General features: G+C 67.7%; 14 protein-coding genes. 7 read left to right on the plus strand and 7 right to left on the minus strand.

Going from position 1 to position 15,409, the window contains the following annotated elements; genetic code table 11:
* Positions 1-10 precede the first annotated feature (10 nt).
* The 4 genes from JDY09_RS01230 to JDY09_RS01245 all read right to left on the minus strand — a co-directional run bounded on the left by JDY09_RS01230 (position 11) and on the right by JDY09_RS01245 (position 4,995).
* On the minus strand, positions 11-925 hold the full coding sequence (locus tag JDY09_RS01230) for a CoB--CoM heterodisulfide reductase iron-sulfur subunit B family protein (protein WP_274717063.1): 915 nt from the start codon (positions 923-925) through the stop codon (positions 11-13).
* Positions 922-2,037 carry a succinate dehydrogenase/fumarate reductase iron-sulfur subunit gene (locus tag JDY09_RS01235; protein WP_274717065.1) on the minus strand — a complete coding sequence of 372 codons (1,116 nt, stop codon included), beginning with the start codon at positions 2,035-2,037 and terminating at the stop codon, positions 922-924. Before JDY09_RS01235 ends, JDY09_RS01230 begins: the two co-directional genes overlap by 4 nt.
* A complete protein-coding gene (locus JDY09_RS01240; protein ID WP_274717067.1) occupies positions 2,037-3,719 on the minus strand; it encodes an FAD-dependent oxidoreductase in 1,683 nt (560 codons plus the stop codon). The genes JDY09_RS01235 and JDY09_RS01240 overlap by 1 nt, the downstream gene beginning before the upstream one ends.
* Positions 3,720-3,816: 97 nt before the next feature.
* On the minus strand, positions 3,817-4,995 hold the full coding sequence (locus JDY09_RS01245) for a site-2 protease family protein (RefSeq protein ID WP_274717069.1): 1,179 nt from the start codon (positions 4,993-4,995) through the stop codon (positions 3,817-3,819).
* Between the two features lie 125 nt (positions 4,996-5,120).
* On the opposite strand from JDY09_RS01245, the gene JDY09_RS01250 reads away from it, so the two are divergent.
* Together JDY09_RS01250 and JDY09_RS01255 are read left to right on the plus strand one after the other, a co-directional pair.
* Complete coding sequence (locus JDY09_RS01250) at positions 5,121-6,218, plus strand: isocitrate/isopropylmalate dehydrogenase family protein (RefSeq protein ID WP_274717071.1); 1,098 nt, start codon at positions 5,121-5,123, stop codon at positions 6,216-6,218.
* Between the two features lie 71 nt (positions 6,219-6,289).
* Positions 6,290-7,294: a malate dehydrogenase gene (locus tag JDY09_RS01255; protein WP_274717073.1), complete on the plus strand. Its 1,005-nt coding sequence runs from the start codon at positions 6,290-6,292 to the stop codon at positions 7,292-7,294.
* Positions 7,295-7,422: 128 nt separating this feature from the next.
* Here JDY09_RS01255 and JDY09_RS01260 read toward each other — a convergent pair whose 3' ends face one another.
* From JDY09_RS01260 to JDY09_RS01270, 3 genes are all read right to left on the minus strand, one after another.
* Positions 7,423-7,851, minus strand: a complete 429-nt coding sequence (locus JDY09_RS01260) for a winged helix-turn-helix transcriptional regulator (RefSeq protein WP_274717075.1) — start codon at positions 7,849-7,851, stop codon at positions 7,423-7,425.
* A gap of 199 nt (positions 7,852-8,050) precedes the next feature.
* Positions 8,051-8,497 carry an SRPBCC family protein gene (locus JDY09_RS01265; RefSeq protein WP_274717077.1) on the minus strand — a complete coding sequence of 149 codons (447 nt, stop codon included), beginning with the start codon at positions 8,495-8,497 and terminating at the stop codon, positions 8,051-8,053.
* A 64-nt stretch (positions 8,498-8,561) separates the two neighbouring features.
* The gene (locus tag JDY09_RS01270; RefSeq protein ID WP_274717079.1) at positions 8,562-9,476 is read right to left on the minus strand and encodes an NAD(P)H-binding protein; all 915 of its coding nucleotides are present in this window, start codon (positions 9,474-9,476) and stop codon (positions 8,562-8,564) included.
* Between the two features lie 569 nt (positions 9,477-10,045).
* Between JDY09_RS01270 and JDY09_RS01275 the strand changes: the two genes are divergently transcribed.
* The 5 genes from JDY09_RS01275 (at position 10,046) to JDY09_RS01295 (ending at position 15,393) form a co-directional block, all read left to right on the plus strand.
* A complete protein-coding gene (locus JDY09_RS01275) occupies positions 10,046-10,837 on the plus strand; it encodes an MBL fold metallo-hydrolase (RefSeq protein ID WP_274717081.1) in 792 nt (263 codons plus the stop codon).
* A 55-nt stretch (positions 10,838-10,892) separates the two neighbouring features.
* Positions 10,893-11,366, plus strand: coding sequence for an Hsp20/alpha crystallin family protein (locus JDY09_RS01280; RefSeq protein WP_274717082.1), 474 nt, complete (start codon positions 10,893-10,895; stop codon positions 11,364-11,366).
* Positions 11,363-13,876: an endopeptidase La gene (gene lon, locus JDY09_RS01285; RefSeq protein ID WP_274717084.1), complete on the plus strand. Its 2,514-nt coding sequence runs from the start codon at positions 11,363-11,365 to the stop codon at positions 13,874-13,876. The genes JDY09_RS01280 and lon overlap by 4 nt, the downstream gene beginning before the upstream one ends.
* A gap of 122 nt (positions 13,877-13,998) precedes the next feature.
* Complete coding sequence (locus tag JDY09_RS01290) at positions 13,999-14,499, plus strand: hypothetical protein (protein WP_274717086.1); 501 nt, start codon at positions 13,999-14,001, stop codon at positions 14,497-14,499.
* Positions 14,500-14,760: 261 nt separating this feature from the next.
* The gene (locus tag JDY09_RS01295) at positions 14,761-15,393 is read left to right on the plus strand and encodes a TetR/AcrR family transcriptional regulator (protein WP_274717087.1); all 633 of its coding nucleotides are present in this window, start codon (positions 14,761-14,763) and stop codon (positions 15,391-15,393) included.
* Positions 15,394-15,409: the final 16 nt, after the last annotated feature.

Here is a 15,409-nt window from a genome sequence, read left to right on the forward strand (position 1 = left end):
GCCGCCTTCTCTAGGCGGCCGCGGCGACTGGCAGGCTCTCGACCCGCTCGGCGATCTCGCGCGTCGAGACGACGTGCTTGCCCATCCCGAGCTCCTTCGGCGAGAGTCCGAGCGCCAAACCGAGCAGCTGCGGGAAGTGCAGGACCGGCACCCCCAGGTCGTGGCCGACGAACTTCGCCGCCTCCGGCTGCTGCATGTCGAGGTTGAGGTGGCAGAGCGGGCACGGCGTCACGAGACAGTCGGCGCCGGCCTCGATCGCGTCGGCGAGGTGTCGACCCGCCTGGCGCAGCGAGGTGCGTCGGTTCATCGTGATGATCGGGAAGCCACAGCACTTGTGCGAACCCGCGTACTCGACCGGTTCGGCACCGAGCGCCTCGATCACCATCGAGAGGTACTTGTCGCGGTCGGGGTAGCGGTCGAAACCGAGCCTGCGGGTGGGGCGCACGATGTAGCAGCCGTAGAAGGGCGCGACCTTGAGGCCGGTGAGCGGCCGCACAACCTTCGACCGCAGCGTCTCGAGGCCGATCTCTTCGACGACGAGCCACAGCAGGTTCTTGTTCCACCACTCGTCGTCCTTGCGGTAACTCAGCCCTTCGGGCGCAAGGTGCTTGTTGATGTGCTCGCGGTAGGACGCTGACGCGTCGAGGCGCTCGCGGCACTCGCTCTGCGCACCCTGGCAGGTCGAGCAGATGTTCATCATGCCCGCCGCCCCCTCGACGCGCTGGGCGAGCGCGAAGGTGCGGGCGTTGAGGGTGTCGGCGAGCTCCTGGCTGTGTTCGGCGATCACGCCGGCCCCGCAGCAGTTCGCGCGATCGAGCTCGACTAGCTCAATGTCAAGCAGCGGCGCAACCTTCGCGACGGCACCGTGGAGCTCGGGTGCGAACCCACGCGCGACGCAGCCAGGCCAGTAGGCGACCTTGATCACGAGTCCTGCCTCCCTTCAGCCGCAGCGATCGCCGCCGTCGTGGCGGCATCTTCCTCGTCGCCGCCCTCGCCGACGATGTAAAGGTTGAGCTCGATGCGCTCGCCGTGGCGCTCGATCTCGCGGAAGATTCGCTTGATCTCTTTCTGGTCGGGCAATCGCGGGTGGAAGAACGCCTTCCTCGGTGTCACCTTGCCCGACTTCAAACCGCGGAGCGCCGTCGGCAAGTTCTCGAGCAGCTGCTTGACGGCACCGGGCTCGGTTTGGCCCTTCACGAGCGAGCCGTCGCCGAAGGTCCGCGGCAGAAGCTGCGCTTCGTGAAGCGTGCCGTACTTCTCGATCAGCTTCGTGAACGCGACCGCGTGCCCGTAGCCGTTGTTGCGGTCCTTGATTCCGAAGTCCTCGGCGGCGCGGCGACGCAGGCGCATGATCTGGTTCATCGGCGCCACGTCCTTCGGGCAGACCTCGACACAGGAGAAGCAGTGCGTGCAGTCGTAGAGGCCGTGTGGGTCCTCGGCGAGGTCGCGCAGCCGCTCCTCGGTCATGCCGTCGCGCGGGTCGCCGACGAAGCGATACGCCTTGGCCAGCGGCGCGGGCCCGACGAACTCGGGATCGGCCTCGAGCGAGAGGCAGGCGGACATGCAAACGCCGCACTGGATGCAGGCCATGGTCTGCGTGACGTCAAGCATCGCCTCCGCCGGCACTGTGTACTCGCGGTCGGCGGGCGGTTCCTCCGCGGGGATCAGCCACGGGGTGACGCGGCGGATCTTCTTCCAGTGCACCGACTCCATGTCGGTGACGAGGTCTTTAACGACCGGCATGTTCGCCATCGGTTCGATGACGATCACGCCGTCACGGGCTGTTTCCTGCGCCTCACCGACCTTGGTGTTGCAAGCCAGCGCCGAGCGGCCGTTGATGCGCACACCGCAGGAACCGCAGATCGCGGCGCGACACGAGCAACGGATCGCGATCGAACCGTCTTCCTGGCCTTTGGCGGTGAGGATGGCCTCGAGGACCGAGCGCTCGGGAGCGAGCTCGACCTTGTAGTCACGCCAGTACGGCGGCTCGCCCGACTCGGGGTCGAAGCGGCGGATCCTGAGCGTGTACTCGGGCATCAGTAGACCCTTTCCTGGGGCTGCCAACGCGTGATCGTCACCGGCGCGTAGCCGATCGATGGCCCGTCACCGTTGTAGGTGAGGGTGATGTGGCGGAGCCACTCGTCGTCGTTGCGCTTCGGGAAGTCGGTGCGGTAGTGGGCGCCGCGGCTCTCCTTGCGCTCGAGTGCGGCGGTGACGATGCACTCGGCGTTGTCGAGCATGAACTGCAACTCGAGCACGCCGAGCACGTCCTGGTTGAAGACAGTGCCCTTGTCGTCGACGGCGACCGTGCGCGCCTCCTCCTTGAGCCGCTTGACGGTTTCGAGCGCCTTCTCGAGCCCTTCCTGATCGCGGAAGACGCCCACATAACGGTCCATCGTCGTGCCGAGCTCGTCCTTGATCTCGGCGACGCGTCGCCCCGAGCGATCGCGGCGGACGATCGCATCGATCATCCGCTCCTCGTCGGCGAGAGCGGCTTCGGACGCGCGCGGCATCGGCACCTCGCGCGCAATCTCGCCGGCGTGCGTACCCGCGCGGCGGCCGAAAACGAGGGTGTCGAGCAGCGAGTTGGCGCCGAGCCGGTTACCGCCGTGAACCGACACGCAAGCGCACTCGCCGGCCGCGTAGAGCCCGGGGATAGCGGTGCGGCCGAGGGGGTCCGTCTTGATGCCACCCATGATGTAGTGGTTGCCGGGCTTTACGCGGATCGGTTCTTTCGTGATGTCGACACCGGCGAAGTCGCGCGCGACGTTGACGATCTCGCGCAGCGCCTCGTGGATGCGCTTGCGCCCGACGACGGTGATGTCGAGCGCCACCGTTCCATCGGGGAAGCCGCGGCCCTCGAGAATCTCGGTGGCCTCGGCGCGCGAAACGACATCGCGCGACGCCAGCTCGAGCTTGTTCGGCGCGTACTTCTCCATGAAGCGCTCGCCCTTGGCGTTGTAGAGGTGAGCGCCTTCGCCGCGCGCGCCCTCGGTGATCAAAAGACCGGTGCCGGCGAGCGTGGTCGGGTGGTACTGGACCATCTCCATGTCCATCAGCGGTGCGCCGATGCGGTAGGCCATGGCGATGCCGTCACCGGTACAGATCAGGGCGTTGGTGGTGGGCTTGTACACCTGACCGTTGCCGCCGGTGGCGAGGATCACGCACTTGGCGCGGAACAGCGCCATCGAGCCGTCGACGATGTTGCGGGTTACGACGCCGGCGATGCGTCCGTCGTCGTCCTGGACGAGGCGCGTGCAGAACCACTCCTCGTAGCGCACGACCTCGCTGTGCTTCATCAGTTGCTCGTACAGGACGTGCAGGATCGCCTGGCCGGTGATGTCGGCGACGTAGTAGGTGCGCGCTGCCGATGCGCCGCCGAAGGCGCGCTTGCCGAGCCGACCGTCGGCGCGGCGGTGGAACGTCACGCCCAGGTGCTCGAGGCGCACGATCTCGCGCGGCGCCTCTTGGCACATGATCTCGATCGCGTCCTGGTCGCCGAGATAGTCGGACCCCTTGACGGTGTCGAACGCGTGCGACTCCCACGAGTCCTCGGGGTCGAGAGCGGCGTTGATGCCGCCCTGGGCAGCGTTGGAGTGGGAGCGGACCGGGTGGACCTTCGAGATGATCCCTACGGATGCGCCCTGCTGCGCCGCTGCGAGGGCTGCGCTCTGGCCGGCTAGTCCGGCGCCTATTACGAGAACGTCGTGCTCGGGCATCTGCGAAGCAGTCGGGATTCTTACCAGACGGTACGCCTGTCTCGCAGACAGTACGCGTGTCCGCTTGCGGCTGGACGACAGACCGGCAGCGCTCGCGTCACGCGAGCGCGGGCGCCACTAAACCGCGCAGGGCGCGGCGCAGGTCCTCGGCCGTCACGACCCCGCGCAAATACCCCTGCGCATCGATCGCGAGGACCGCACCGAGACGCGTGAGCGCCTTGCTGGTGAACAGACGCTCGAGAGGAGCGTCTGTGGGCACGCTGATCGCCTCGAGCTCGTCGCCGCGCGCGTGCGCCATGACTTCCTCGATGCGGATGGATGAGCGGCGCTCGAAGTCGACGTCGTCGACGGCCTTGCGTGGAACGAGTCCGACCAACCGCCCGCTCGTGTCCACCACCGGGAACCACTGCCAGCCGTAGCGCAGGAAGAACTCCTCGAAGGCGTGCTCGACGGTTGCGGTCGCGGGGATGGCGACCGGTTCGTCGTCCATCACGTCGGCGACGGTCATCCCCGCGAACGGCTCGCCGATCCGCGCTCTGAGCGCCTCGTCGCGGGCGGCGCGGTAGAGGAAGTACCCGATGAAGAGAAGCCAGGCGCCGGCGATCAGCGACCCGCTGGCGAGCCGCGCGACACCGAAGGCGATCAGGGCGAGGCCGAGCAGGCGGCCGAGTCCGGCAGCAAAGCGCGTGGCCCGCTCGCGGTTGCCCGTCAATCCCCACACGAGCGAGCGCAAGATGCGGCCGCCGTCGAGCGGGAAGGCGGGTAACAGGTTGAAGACCAAAAGCGCGGCGTTGATGAACGCGAGGTAGGCGAGCAGCGCCGGCAGCTCGCCGAGCGCTGCGCGCTCGAAGAAGGTGGCGTGGAGCATTTCGCGCGGCGCGGTGAGGAGCGCCCCGGCGCCGAAGCAGGCAGCAGCGACGAGCGCCGTCACCAGCGGACCGGCGGCTGCCACCCGGAACTCGACTCCGGCTCGAGGCGCGTCGCGATCGAAACGGGCGATGCCGCCGAACAGCCACAGTTCGACGCCGAGGATGCCAATGCCGTTACGCCTCGCTACCGCCGCGTGTCCGAGCTCGTGCAAAAGCACAGAGGCGAAAAAGAGCAGCGCGCTGGCGCAAGCGAGAAGGAAAGCGGTCGTCTCGCGGCCCGGGAAGAGCGAACGGTAGTAGCCGGTGAGCGACCATGTGATCAAGAACAACACCAGGAACCAGCTCGGGTCGACGCCGACGCGGATACCGGCGATCCGCCCGAGCTCGATCGATCCGCCTCCGGGCATAACACGGCGATAGTGACACACGCTGTGCGCGAAACCGCGCCACTCGCTCGCGGCTGCCGCGCGATAATCCACCCACCCGACGGGGGTCAGCGGGTCTCACGATTTGTAGAGAGGGGTAGATCGCTTTGGCACACAAGGTGACTTTCATTCCAGGCGACGGAATCGGCCCGGAGATCGCCGAGGCCACCCGCCGCGTACTCGAGGCGACCGGCGTCGAGTTCGACTGGGACTTCCAGGAGGCGGGGATCGATGTCTACGAGCGCGAGGGAACCCCGCTACCCGACAGCACTCTGGAGTCGATCCGGCGCAACAAGGTGGCGATCAAGGGGCCGACGACGACGCCGGTAGGAACCGGGCACCGCTCAATCAATGTGGCGCTCCGGCAGGCGTTCGATCTCTACGCGTGCATCCGGCCTTGCAAGGCGTACGAGGGTGTGCGCACGCGTTTTCCCGAGACCGACATCGTCATCGTTCGCGAGAACACCGAGGACCTTTACGCGGGCATCGAGTTCGAGCGCAACAGCGCCGAGTGCGAGCGCTTGCGGCGGTTCCTCGCCGACGAGCTGGCGTCGCCTGTGCGCGACGACGCCGGCATTTCGATCAAGCCGATCTCGGTGTTCGGTTCGGAACGGGTCGTCGAAGCCGCCTTCCGTTACGCGAAAGACAACGGGCGCCGCAAGGTGACCGCGGCCCACAAGGCCAACATCATGAAGTTCACCGACGGGCTGTTCTTGGAAGTCGCTCGGCAGGTGGCCGAGCGTCACCCCGAGATCGAGTTCGAGGACCGCATCATCGACAACCTGTGCAACCAGCTCGTCTCGCGGCCCGACGAGTACGACGTGATCGTGTTGCCCAACCTCTACGGCGACATCGTCTCCGACCTCGGCGCGGGGATGATCGGCGGGCTGGGGCTCGCTCCCGGTGCCAACATCGGCGAGGGGTGCGCGATCTTCGAGGCCACGCACGGTTCGGCGCCGAAGTACAAGGGTCTCAACAAAGCGAACCCGACGGCGCTGATGCTGTCGGGAGTACTGATGCTTCGCTATCTCGGCGAGAGCGCCGCCGCGGATCGTCTCGAGCGGGCGATCGCCGAGGTGATCCGCAAGGGCGAGAAGGTCACCTACGACCTAAAGCCGCGCCGCGACGACCCCACGGCGGTGGGAACGAGCGAATACGCCGACGCGGTGATCGAGGAGATGCAACGCCTCGGTGCCGCTGTCTGAACGCGTAGCGGCAAGAAGCTCGCTCGCTGCGAGCGCTGCACCTGACCACGGAGACCGGAGGAACAACCACGATGAGCACGAGCAAGCAGCCGGTAAAGGTAGCCGTCACCGGAGCTGCCGGACAGATCGCCTACAGCCTGTTGTTCCGCATCGCGAACGGGGACATGTTGGGTCCCGACCAGCCCGTTCATCTGAACATGCTGGAAATCCCACAAGCTCTCGGCGCGCTCGAAGGCGTGTGCATGGAGCTGGAAGACTGTGCGTTCCCGCTTCTGCGTGGCATGGACACGTTCGACGATCCGGCCCGTGCCTTCGATGGTGCCAGCTACGTGTTGTTGGTAGGAGCGCGTCCGCGCACCAAGGGGATGGAGCGCAAGGATCTGCTCGAGGCGAACGGTCGCATCTTCACGGAGCAGGGCCGTGCGCTCAACGACAACGCCCCGGAAGATGTTCGCATTCTTGTCGTCGGTAACCCGGCCAACACCAACTGCCTTGTGGCGATGGAGAACGCTCCCGATATTCCACGTGAGCGTTTCACCGCTATGACGCGCCTCGACCACAACCGTGCGTTGGCGCAGCTTGCGCGCAAGGCTGGCGTCGCCGTCACCGACATTCGTCGGATGACGATCTGGGGTAATCACTCGACCACTCAGTACCCCGACCTCTTCCATGCCGAGGTGGCGGGCCGACCCGCCTTCGATGCGATCGGGCAGGATCGGGCGTGGATCGAGAACGAGTTCATTCCGACCGTGCAGAAGCGCGGGGCCGCGGTGATCGAGGCGCGTGGAGCGTCCTCCGCTGCGTCCGCCGCCAACGCCGCGATCGACCACGTGCGCGACTGGGCGCTGGGCACTGCCGACGGTGACTGGGTCTCTATGGCCGTGCCGTCGGACGGCTCCTACGGCGTCGACGAGGGCCTCGTCTCGTCGTTCCCGTGCCGTACCCGCGGGGGCGAGTGGGAGATCGTTCAGGGCCTCGAGCTCGACGACTTCTCGCGGGCACGGATCGACGCCAGTGTCGCGGAGTTGCGCGAGGAGCGCGACGCTGTGCGGTCGCTCGGCTTGGTTCCCGCTTAGTCCCCGCGAGCGACAAAGACGATCGTGAAAAACGCGGCGGCCGGCGTACGCCGGCCGCCGTTCTTCCTCGCGCTGGGCGAGAAGGGATGCGATCGCTTTCCGACCGCTCCCCTGTTTGTGTCGCTTGCTCAGGCGGTGGGGTGTCCGACAGTGCTCTCCCCGACGCTGCCGAACGCTGACACGGGCTGCTCCTTGATGTAGATCCCGCCGTCGCGGCGCTCGACCTTGCCCTCGCTCTCGAGTTTGGGGAGCAGTTGGTAGACGTAGTTGGGCGTGATTTGCATGCGGTCGGCGAGTTCCCGCACCTTGATGCCCGGATTCTGCGAGATCAACTCGAGCGCCTCTTGGGTGCGTGACCCGCGTGGGCGACGCGGCCCCCGGCGTCCACCAGTAGTGCGTCGACGGGTCCGCCGAGTGCTCTCGACCTGAGGTCTGGCTGCCGTACCGCGGAGAGCGGCCAAAGCCTTTTCAAGGCGCTTGTACTCGTCGACTAGCGGACGGAGCTCGCGCAGGCGAGCTTCCATCTCTTTGATCTTCTCGTCGAGGAAATCAGCCATCTGTTTACCTCCCTGGGCAGCGCGTGCCCCACCGTTCAGCGGTCAACTGAACTGTAACGGAAGCGTCTACTGATCTCGTAAGTTAACTGGTAGTAACTACAAGAACAGCTGTCTAGAACGCGCTCCGTCGGCGACATCAAGCGCACGACAGCTGGGCTGTCTGCACAACGACACCTGTGCTGACGTATCCGGTCGGCGATCAGCTTTCGCGCTCGATCAGCGCTCGCAAACGCTCGAGCGAGGCGTCGGCTTCGCGGCGTGCTAGCGGCGCCACGGAGCGCGCAGCTACCTTCCCGAGCGGCCCGCCGGGGAGGTCGAACTCGTTCAAGTACTCGAAGCGCGTACGCCCGTTACCGAGCGGCTCGAGACGGTACAAGGCCCGCGCCCTCGAGCCAAGAGGTCCCCTGCCTAGCCACTCGATTAACCGTGGCGGGTCGAGTTTCTCGACGCGCCAACGCACCTCGACGCCGCGTCCCGCCAAACGCACGACCTGGACCATCTCGGCGCCCTTCGCGAGCGGCAGCTGCGGCGCTTCGATGATGCGCTCGTGGATAGTCACCCACTCGCCCAAACGTTCCGGATCGGTGACGAGAGCGAAACAGCGTTCGGGTTCTGCGGGCAGGTCGATCGATGTTTCTACGCGCACGGTGCAGGGATTCTTGTTTGCGAGCAGTCTCGCAAGTGTGCAGGTCTGTGTTGCACGCCGTTGCTCACCGAGCGGCTAGCGGCCGTTCCGCTTCGAGTTCCGCCAATGCTCGCTCGATCGCGCGCTCGAGCGGCCGCGGCCGGATGCCGTAGATCTCCTCGACCGCTTTGCGGTCGCGCGGCACGATGTCAGCTTCGAGGCTCTCCATCAAGGGACGCACCAGCGCCAGCGGCACGCCGGTGATGCGACTGACCACCGGAGCTGCGAGCGGCGTGTGTTCCCCTGGTAGGGACAGTGGCAGGCGGCCGACGCCGAGATGCTCGGCGACGAGCAGAACCAGTTCGCCGAAGGTGACGGTTTCGGGTGCGGCGATGTCGATCGAGCGACCGGCGGCGGCCGGCGTAAACGGCGTGCGGGCGAGGCAAGTGACGACGTCGCGCTCGTCCACCGGGGCGGTCCGTCGATCCCGCCAAGACGGCAGCGGCAGCACCCGCAAGCGCTCGACCAGCCGCACGATCACCTGGAACGACGCACTGCGAGCGCCGATCACGATCGACGCGCGCAGGGCTGTCGCGCCGGGCAAGCCGCGCAAAAGGATGCGCTCTACAGCTAGCCGAGACGCGAGGTGGCGGGAACGGCGCCCGCGCGGGGCGATGCCGCCGAGATACACGCAGCGCTCGAGGCCGCTGCGCTGGGCGGCGGCGACGAAGTTCTTGGCGCAGAGTTGCTCGATCCGCTGGAAATCGCGTTCCCGCCCCGACTCCATCGAGTGCGCGAGGTAGTAGGCGAAGGTCGCGCCAGCTAACGCTTCCCTCAAACCGCGACCGCTCGCCAGGTCGCCCTCGACAATCTCGACCCCGGTCTCGACCGCGAGTCGCGAACGGTCGCGAACCAGCACCCGCACCGGGCGCCCCTCGGCTATGAGCTGGCGGAGCAAGCGGCCCCCCACGTACCCGGTTGCCCCGACGATCAGCTCCACGCTCACATCCTTGCGTACGGTCTGCGTCGCCCGGCCGGCGCTCGCAGCAGGCGCGCAAATTCCGGGAACAAAGGCGACGTTCCTGCAAATTCGGGCCTTTTTCGTTTTCCCGTACGTAGCGGGAATCGACCCGTCCAAGCGCTCGCGAGTGCGCGACGATCCGCGCACACCGGAACGCGAGCTGCAGGAGGTCTGTTCGGCACGATGCGACGTCAGGGACGCAAGCCCCGTTGCGAAGACTGCTTCTTCGAACAGCGTGGGTTGTGCGCGCTCCGGCGCAAGCAGCCGTGCCCGACGTTTCGGCCCGCAGACCGCGGTTTGCGTCCCGACCCCCAGCTGACTTTCGTTTTCCGCTTCGACTGGGGGTCGGAACAGGACGACGAGAGCGTCGCCGACGCCGCCCGTCCGGTGCCGGCTTGGGGTTGAGCGCCGATCGGCGCAGACCGGCCGCCCGAACGCAGCGTCTAGAGAGATGTGTGCATCGGGTGGCAGCGGCGTGTCCGACGTAAGAGCACGCTGGCGCAGCGAGCGCGTCGTGGCGGCGGCGGCGGCGCTATCGTCGCGCGGTCATGCGCCTGACGGTGCTCGGGAAGTCACCCTCCTGGGAAGATGCCGGCGGGGCCTGCTCTGGCTACCTGCTCGAGCAGCAGGGGCACGCGGTGCTGCTCGAGTGCGGAAACGGGGTGTTCGCGAAGCTCCGCCTCTACCGCGACTACCGAACGGTCAGCGCGGTCGTGGTCTCGCACTTTCACGGCGACCACGTGCTCGACCTCGTCCCCTTCTCCTACGCCCTCACCTACAGCCCACGGCGGAGACCCGATGAACAGCGGCCGCGGCTCTTGGCACCGCCGCGGACACGCGAGCGCTTGCGCACAATCGCGAGCACCTTCGAAGACCCCGAGCTCGTCGAACGGGCTTTCGACATCGTCGAATATGCGCCCGACGGCGAGTTCCGCCTTGGCCCCTTCCTGTTCCGCACGCGATCGGTGCCGCACTTCACGGACACGTTCGCTCTCGCGGTCAGCAGCCAGGACCAGGCTGAAACCGGCAGCGACACGCGCTTCGTGTTCGGCGCCGACTGCGGGCCGTCGCGGGAGCTCGTCGAGTTCGCCCGCGGCGCCAGTGTGCTGATGCTCGAGGCGACGCTGATCGAACCGGAGGCGCCGGACCCGGGTCGCCGACGCGGCCACCTGACCCCCCGCGAGGCGGGCGAGCACGCCCACGCTGCCGGCGTCGAGCGCCTTGTCTTGACGCACATAAGCGATGAGGTCGATCCGGCGTGGGCGCGAGCCGAGGCCGAAGCTGCCTTCGCGGGCGAGGTGGTGGTCGCCCACGAAGGGCTCGTGATCGATCTCGTCTAAACGGTGCTGCACTCTGCCCGGGGGCACCCCTCCCGGGCGCGGCTATGCTCGCGCCGTGGCCGCTAACCGCCGTGTGCACAGCCGTTTTCTGCGCCTGCGGTTCGATGTCGACGAAGGTTTCGGCGACGTTCTCGACTGGCTGGGCGGGGGGCGCGGCGGTTTCGCTCCTCCCGTCGACGTCTTCCACGATGAACAGCAGCAACGTGTGGTCGTTGTCGCAGAACTCGCCGGCGTCGACCCGCGCGCGGTGTCGGTCGTAGTCCACGGTCGTCGCCTCGTGATCAGCGGCGAGCGACCGTTGGTGGAAACGCCCGGCGCGCACCTGTCCTACCAGCAGGTCGAGATCGAGCGGGGACGCTTCCGGCGGCTGATCGAACTCGGGGCCGACGTCGAGGCGCGCGGTGCGCGCGCGGCTTACGTCGACGGGATGCTCAGGATCGAGCTGCCGCTGCGCGATCGGTCGGCGGCGAAGGATCGCAAGCGGGTTGCGATCAAGCCCGCTGGGCGTGACGGGGGCGAGCGGGCGTGAGCGAGACGGACGCGAGCAAGATCACGATCCCCGACCCCCACGGCGGGGCGCTGATCGTTCGCGGCAAGCTGCCGGACGCGCTGCCGATCCTGCCGCTGCGTGACACCGTGCCTTTCCCGCACATGGTGATGCCGCTCGTCGTCGGCCAGGAGCGGTCGGTCAAGCTCGTCAACGACGTCCTCGGTGGCACGCGCATGCTTGCCTTGGTGGCGTCGCGTACGCCCGAAGAGGAGCGCCCCGGTCCGGACGACATCTACAAGGTCGGGGTCGCCGCAACGGTCGCGCGGATGCTACGGATGCCCGATGGCACGCTGCGCGTTCTCGTGCAGTGTGGCGAGCGTGTGCGCTTCGGACGGTTCGTCGCGACCGAGCCTTACCTCGTCGCGACCGTCGAGGAGTTACCCGACGTAGTCGAGCCGTCGCCGGAGCTCGAGGCGCTCGAGCGTGCCGTGCGCGACAACTTCGTGCGCGTCGTCGAACAGTCGCCGCAGCTCCCCGACGAGCTGCGGATCGCCGTTCAGAACATCGACGATCCGGCCGAGCTCGCCCACCTGATCGCCGGTGCGCTGCGCATCAAAACCGAGGAGAAGCAAGAGCTGCTCGAGATGCGCGACCTCGGCGCGCGGCTGCGTCGGCTGGCCGAGATCCTCGCCCGCGAGCTCGAACTGATCTCGATCGGTTCGCGTATCCAGTCGCAGGTTCAGTCCGAACTCGAGCGCGGCCAGCGCGAGTACTTCCTGCGCCAGCAGCTGAAAGCGATCCGCGAAGAGCTCGGCGAGACCGACGACGAGCACGCGGAGGTCGAGGAGCTCAGGCGCATGATCGAAGAGGCGGGGCTGCCGGAGCACGCCCGCCGCCAAGCCGAGCGCGAGCTGCGCCGCTTCGAGCGCTTGCCCCCACAGTCGGCCGAGCACGGTGTGATCCGCACCTACCTCGAGTGGATCGCGTCGCTGCCGTGGTCGCGTGCGACCGAAGACCGCATCGATCTCGAGCACGCGCGCGCGGTGCTGGACGAGGACCACTACGACATCGAACGCATCAAGGAGCGGATCCTCGAGTTCCTCGCCGTGCGCAAGTTGAAGCCCGACGCGCGCGCCTCGATTCTCTGCTTCGTCGGTCCGCCTGGCGTCGGCAAGACGTCGCTCGGACGCTCGATCGCGCGGGCGATGGGACGCAAGTTCGAGCGCATCTCGGTCGGCGGCGTGCGCGACGAAGCCGAGATCCGCGGCCACCGCCGCACCTACATCGGCGCGATGCCGGGTGTGATCATTCGCGCGCTGCGCGACGCCGGGGCGAACAACCCGGTGTTGATGATCGACGAGATCGACAAGATGGGCGCCGACTTCCGTGGCGACCCGGCGAGCGCGATGCTCGAGGTTCTCGATCCCGAGCAGAACTCCTCCTTCCGCGACCACTACCTGGACTTGCCGTTCGACCTCTCGAACGTGCTCTTCATTTGCACCGCGAACACGCTCGAGACGATCCCGCCCGCGCTGCGCGATCGCATGGAGGTGATCGAGCTCTCGGGCTACACGCACGAAGAGAAGCGCGAGATCGCTCGCCGCTACCTGGTGCCGCGGCAGATCGAGCAGCACGGCCTGCGGCGGTCGCAGATCGAGTTCACCGACGAGGCGCTCGACGTGATCATCGAGGGCTACACGCGCGAGGCCGGTGTGCGCGAGCTGGAGAGACAGATCGGCGCGATCTGCCGCAAGGTGGCGCGCGAGTTCGCCGAAGGCAAGCGCAAGGCGAAGCGCGTGATCAAGCCACGCCAGGTACGCGAGCTGCTCGGCCCGCGCCGCTACCAACCCGAGACGGCGCGTCGCACAAGCCAGCCGGGTGTCGCCACGGGCCTCGCCTGGACGCCGACCGGCGGCGACGTGTTGTTCGTCGAGGCAACAGCGTTCCCCGGCGACGGCCGCTTGCAGCTCACCGGCCAGCTAGGCGACGTGATGCGCGAGTCGGCACAGGCCGCTCTCTCGTACGTGCGCCGTCACATCGACGAGATCGCCCCGTCGGCGCCGCGCGATTGGTTTCGCAGCCACGACATCCACCTGCATGTGCCGGCTGGGGCGATACCGAAGGACGGCCCGAGCGCGGGCATCACGATGGCGGTGGCGCTCGCGTCGCTGGTATCGGAGCGACCGGTGCGCGCTGACACGGCGATGACCGGCGAGATCACGTTGACCGGGCAGGTTCTGCCGGTCGGCGGCATCAAAGAGAAGGTGCTCGCGGCCCAACGTGCCGGAATCCGCCACGTGATCATGCCGAAACGCAACGAGGCGGATCTCGAGGAGATCCCAGAGCATCTCCGCCGAGAGCTCGACTTCACGTTCGTCGAGAACGTCGAGGAGGTGCTCGCCGTGGCCTTCGACGACAGCAAGTCGACGAAGCGCCGCCCCCGCCGACGGCGCGGTGCCGCCACGACGAGACCGCAGGCCGTGGCCGCTGCCCCGGCGCGTAATGCCGGGCACCGCACCGGCAGCGCCAGCGCTTGCGCCACTGTCTAGTCAGCAGCGGATTAGGCGTGGGACGTCGGTTGCGGCCGGACAGCTGGGCGGCTGCTGGCGCTGGCGAGCGGCACGGCTAAGGTTCGCGTAACCGAGGTCAACCTGGACGACGAGGAGAGCCAATGGCACGAAAAAGCGCCGGTCGGCTCGGGGGTTTGGTGGCAGTGGGCAAGAGCGCCCGCTCCAACCAGTACGTGCAGCGCGTACTCGAGGACCCCGAGCTGCGTTCCAACCTGGCGGCCGCGCTGACCGCGGCCCGCAAGGCGTACAAGCGTCTGCAGAACGGCCGCGCGCCGGCGCGTGCGCTACTCGAGGACCGCAAGCTGCAGCGCCAGCTGCGCGAGGCCGCGACAGCGTTGCAGCTCGCCGGCGAGGGGCTGCGCGGCAAGCGCCGGCGTCGTCGCGGCATGCGCGCGCTCGCGCTCGTCGTGGTGGGCGCGGGTCTCGCTCTGGCGTTGAGCGAGAGCGCACGCAAGAAGGTGCTCGATCTCGTTTTCGGAGCCGAAGAGGAGTTCGAGTACACCGGCACGACGACGCCGAGCGCGTCCAGCAACGGTGCCAGCGCAGCAGCTGACCCGGGTGCGCAAGCTGGCGCCGAGTCGACGGTGTCGAGCGGGGAGTAGCCGCGCCGACAGGTCGTTCCAAGGCGAGGGGGCGCGCGACGCCCCCTCGCTCTTTTTCGGGGGCGTGAACACGTTGCGCAACGTGTGCTGCGGAGGCGGCGACCGGGGCGCTGTGGCGAGCTCAGTCGGCGTCGACCGGGTCGGCGCAAGGTGGGACGCGGCGGTATCTTCTGCCGTGTTTCGGGGGTTTTGTGCGGCGGATTGTTCGGGGCGTAACCGTGCGGGGCCCCCGGCGGGCATCTGGTTGGCTAGCCAGCTAAAGTGGTGGGCGAGGTGGAAGCTTCAGCGGTTCGCAGCGGCGAGCGTCGGCTTGATGGCGACAAGGCCCGACGGATCATCCAGGCGATGCGCAAGAGCGTCGGGCAGCGCGGCGCGGCTGCCTCGACGTTCGATCGCGTCGCTCGCGAAGCAGGCGTCTCGCGCGGCTTGCTCCACTACTACTTCGGCTCGAAAGAGCGACTCCTCGCCGAGGTGGTGCGCCACGACTGCGAGGTGCGGCTCGAGCAGCTCGACAAGCGCCTGGCTGGCGCGACGACGGTCGAGGATGTCGTCAAGGCGCTCGTCGAGCAGCTCGAGGCGTTTCTCGGTGAGGACCCCGAGAACCAGGCGGTCATCTACGAGCTACTGAGCGCTTCCCGCCGCAGTCCCGAGATCCGCGCCGAGCTCGCCCAGCTCTACAGGCGCTGGCGCGATCACCTGGCGCAAGCGCTGCGTGAGAAAGAGGAGCAGGGCGTGCTGCGGCTCGCGGGCGACCCCGAAGCGGTCGCTTCGGTGCTGTACGCGCTCGCCGACGGCATGGGCATCCAACTGCTGGCGGACCCCGACTGGGACTCGAGCAAGGTGTTCGAGTTCGGGATGCGGATGCTCCGCGACCTGCTCGCCGCCCCGGCGTAAGCGCGATCCCCAAGCG

Origin of the sequence: Thermoleophilum album (genome assembly GCF_028867705.1) — a bacterium.
In the GTDB taxonomy this organism is placed as follows: domain Bacteria; phylum Actinomycetota; class Thermoleophilia; order Solirubrobacterales; family Thermoleophilaceae; genus Thermoleophilum.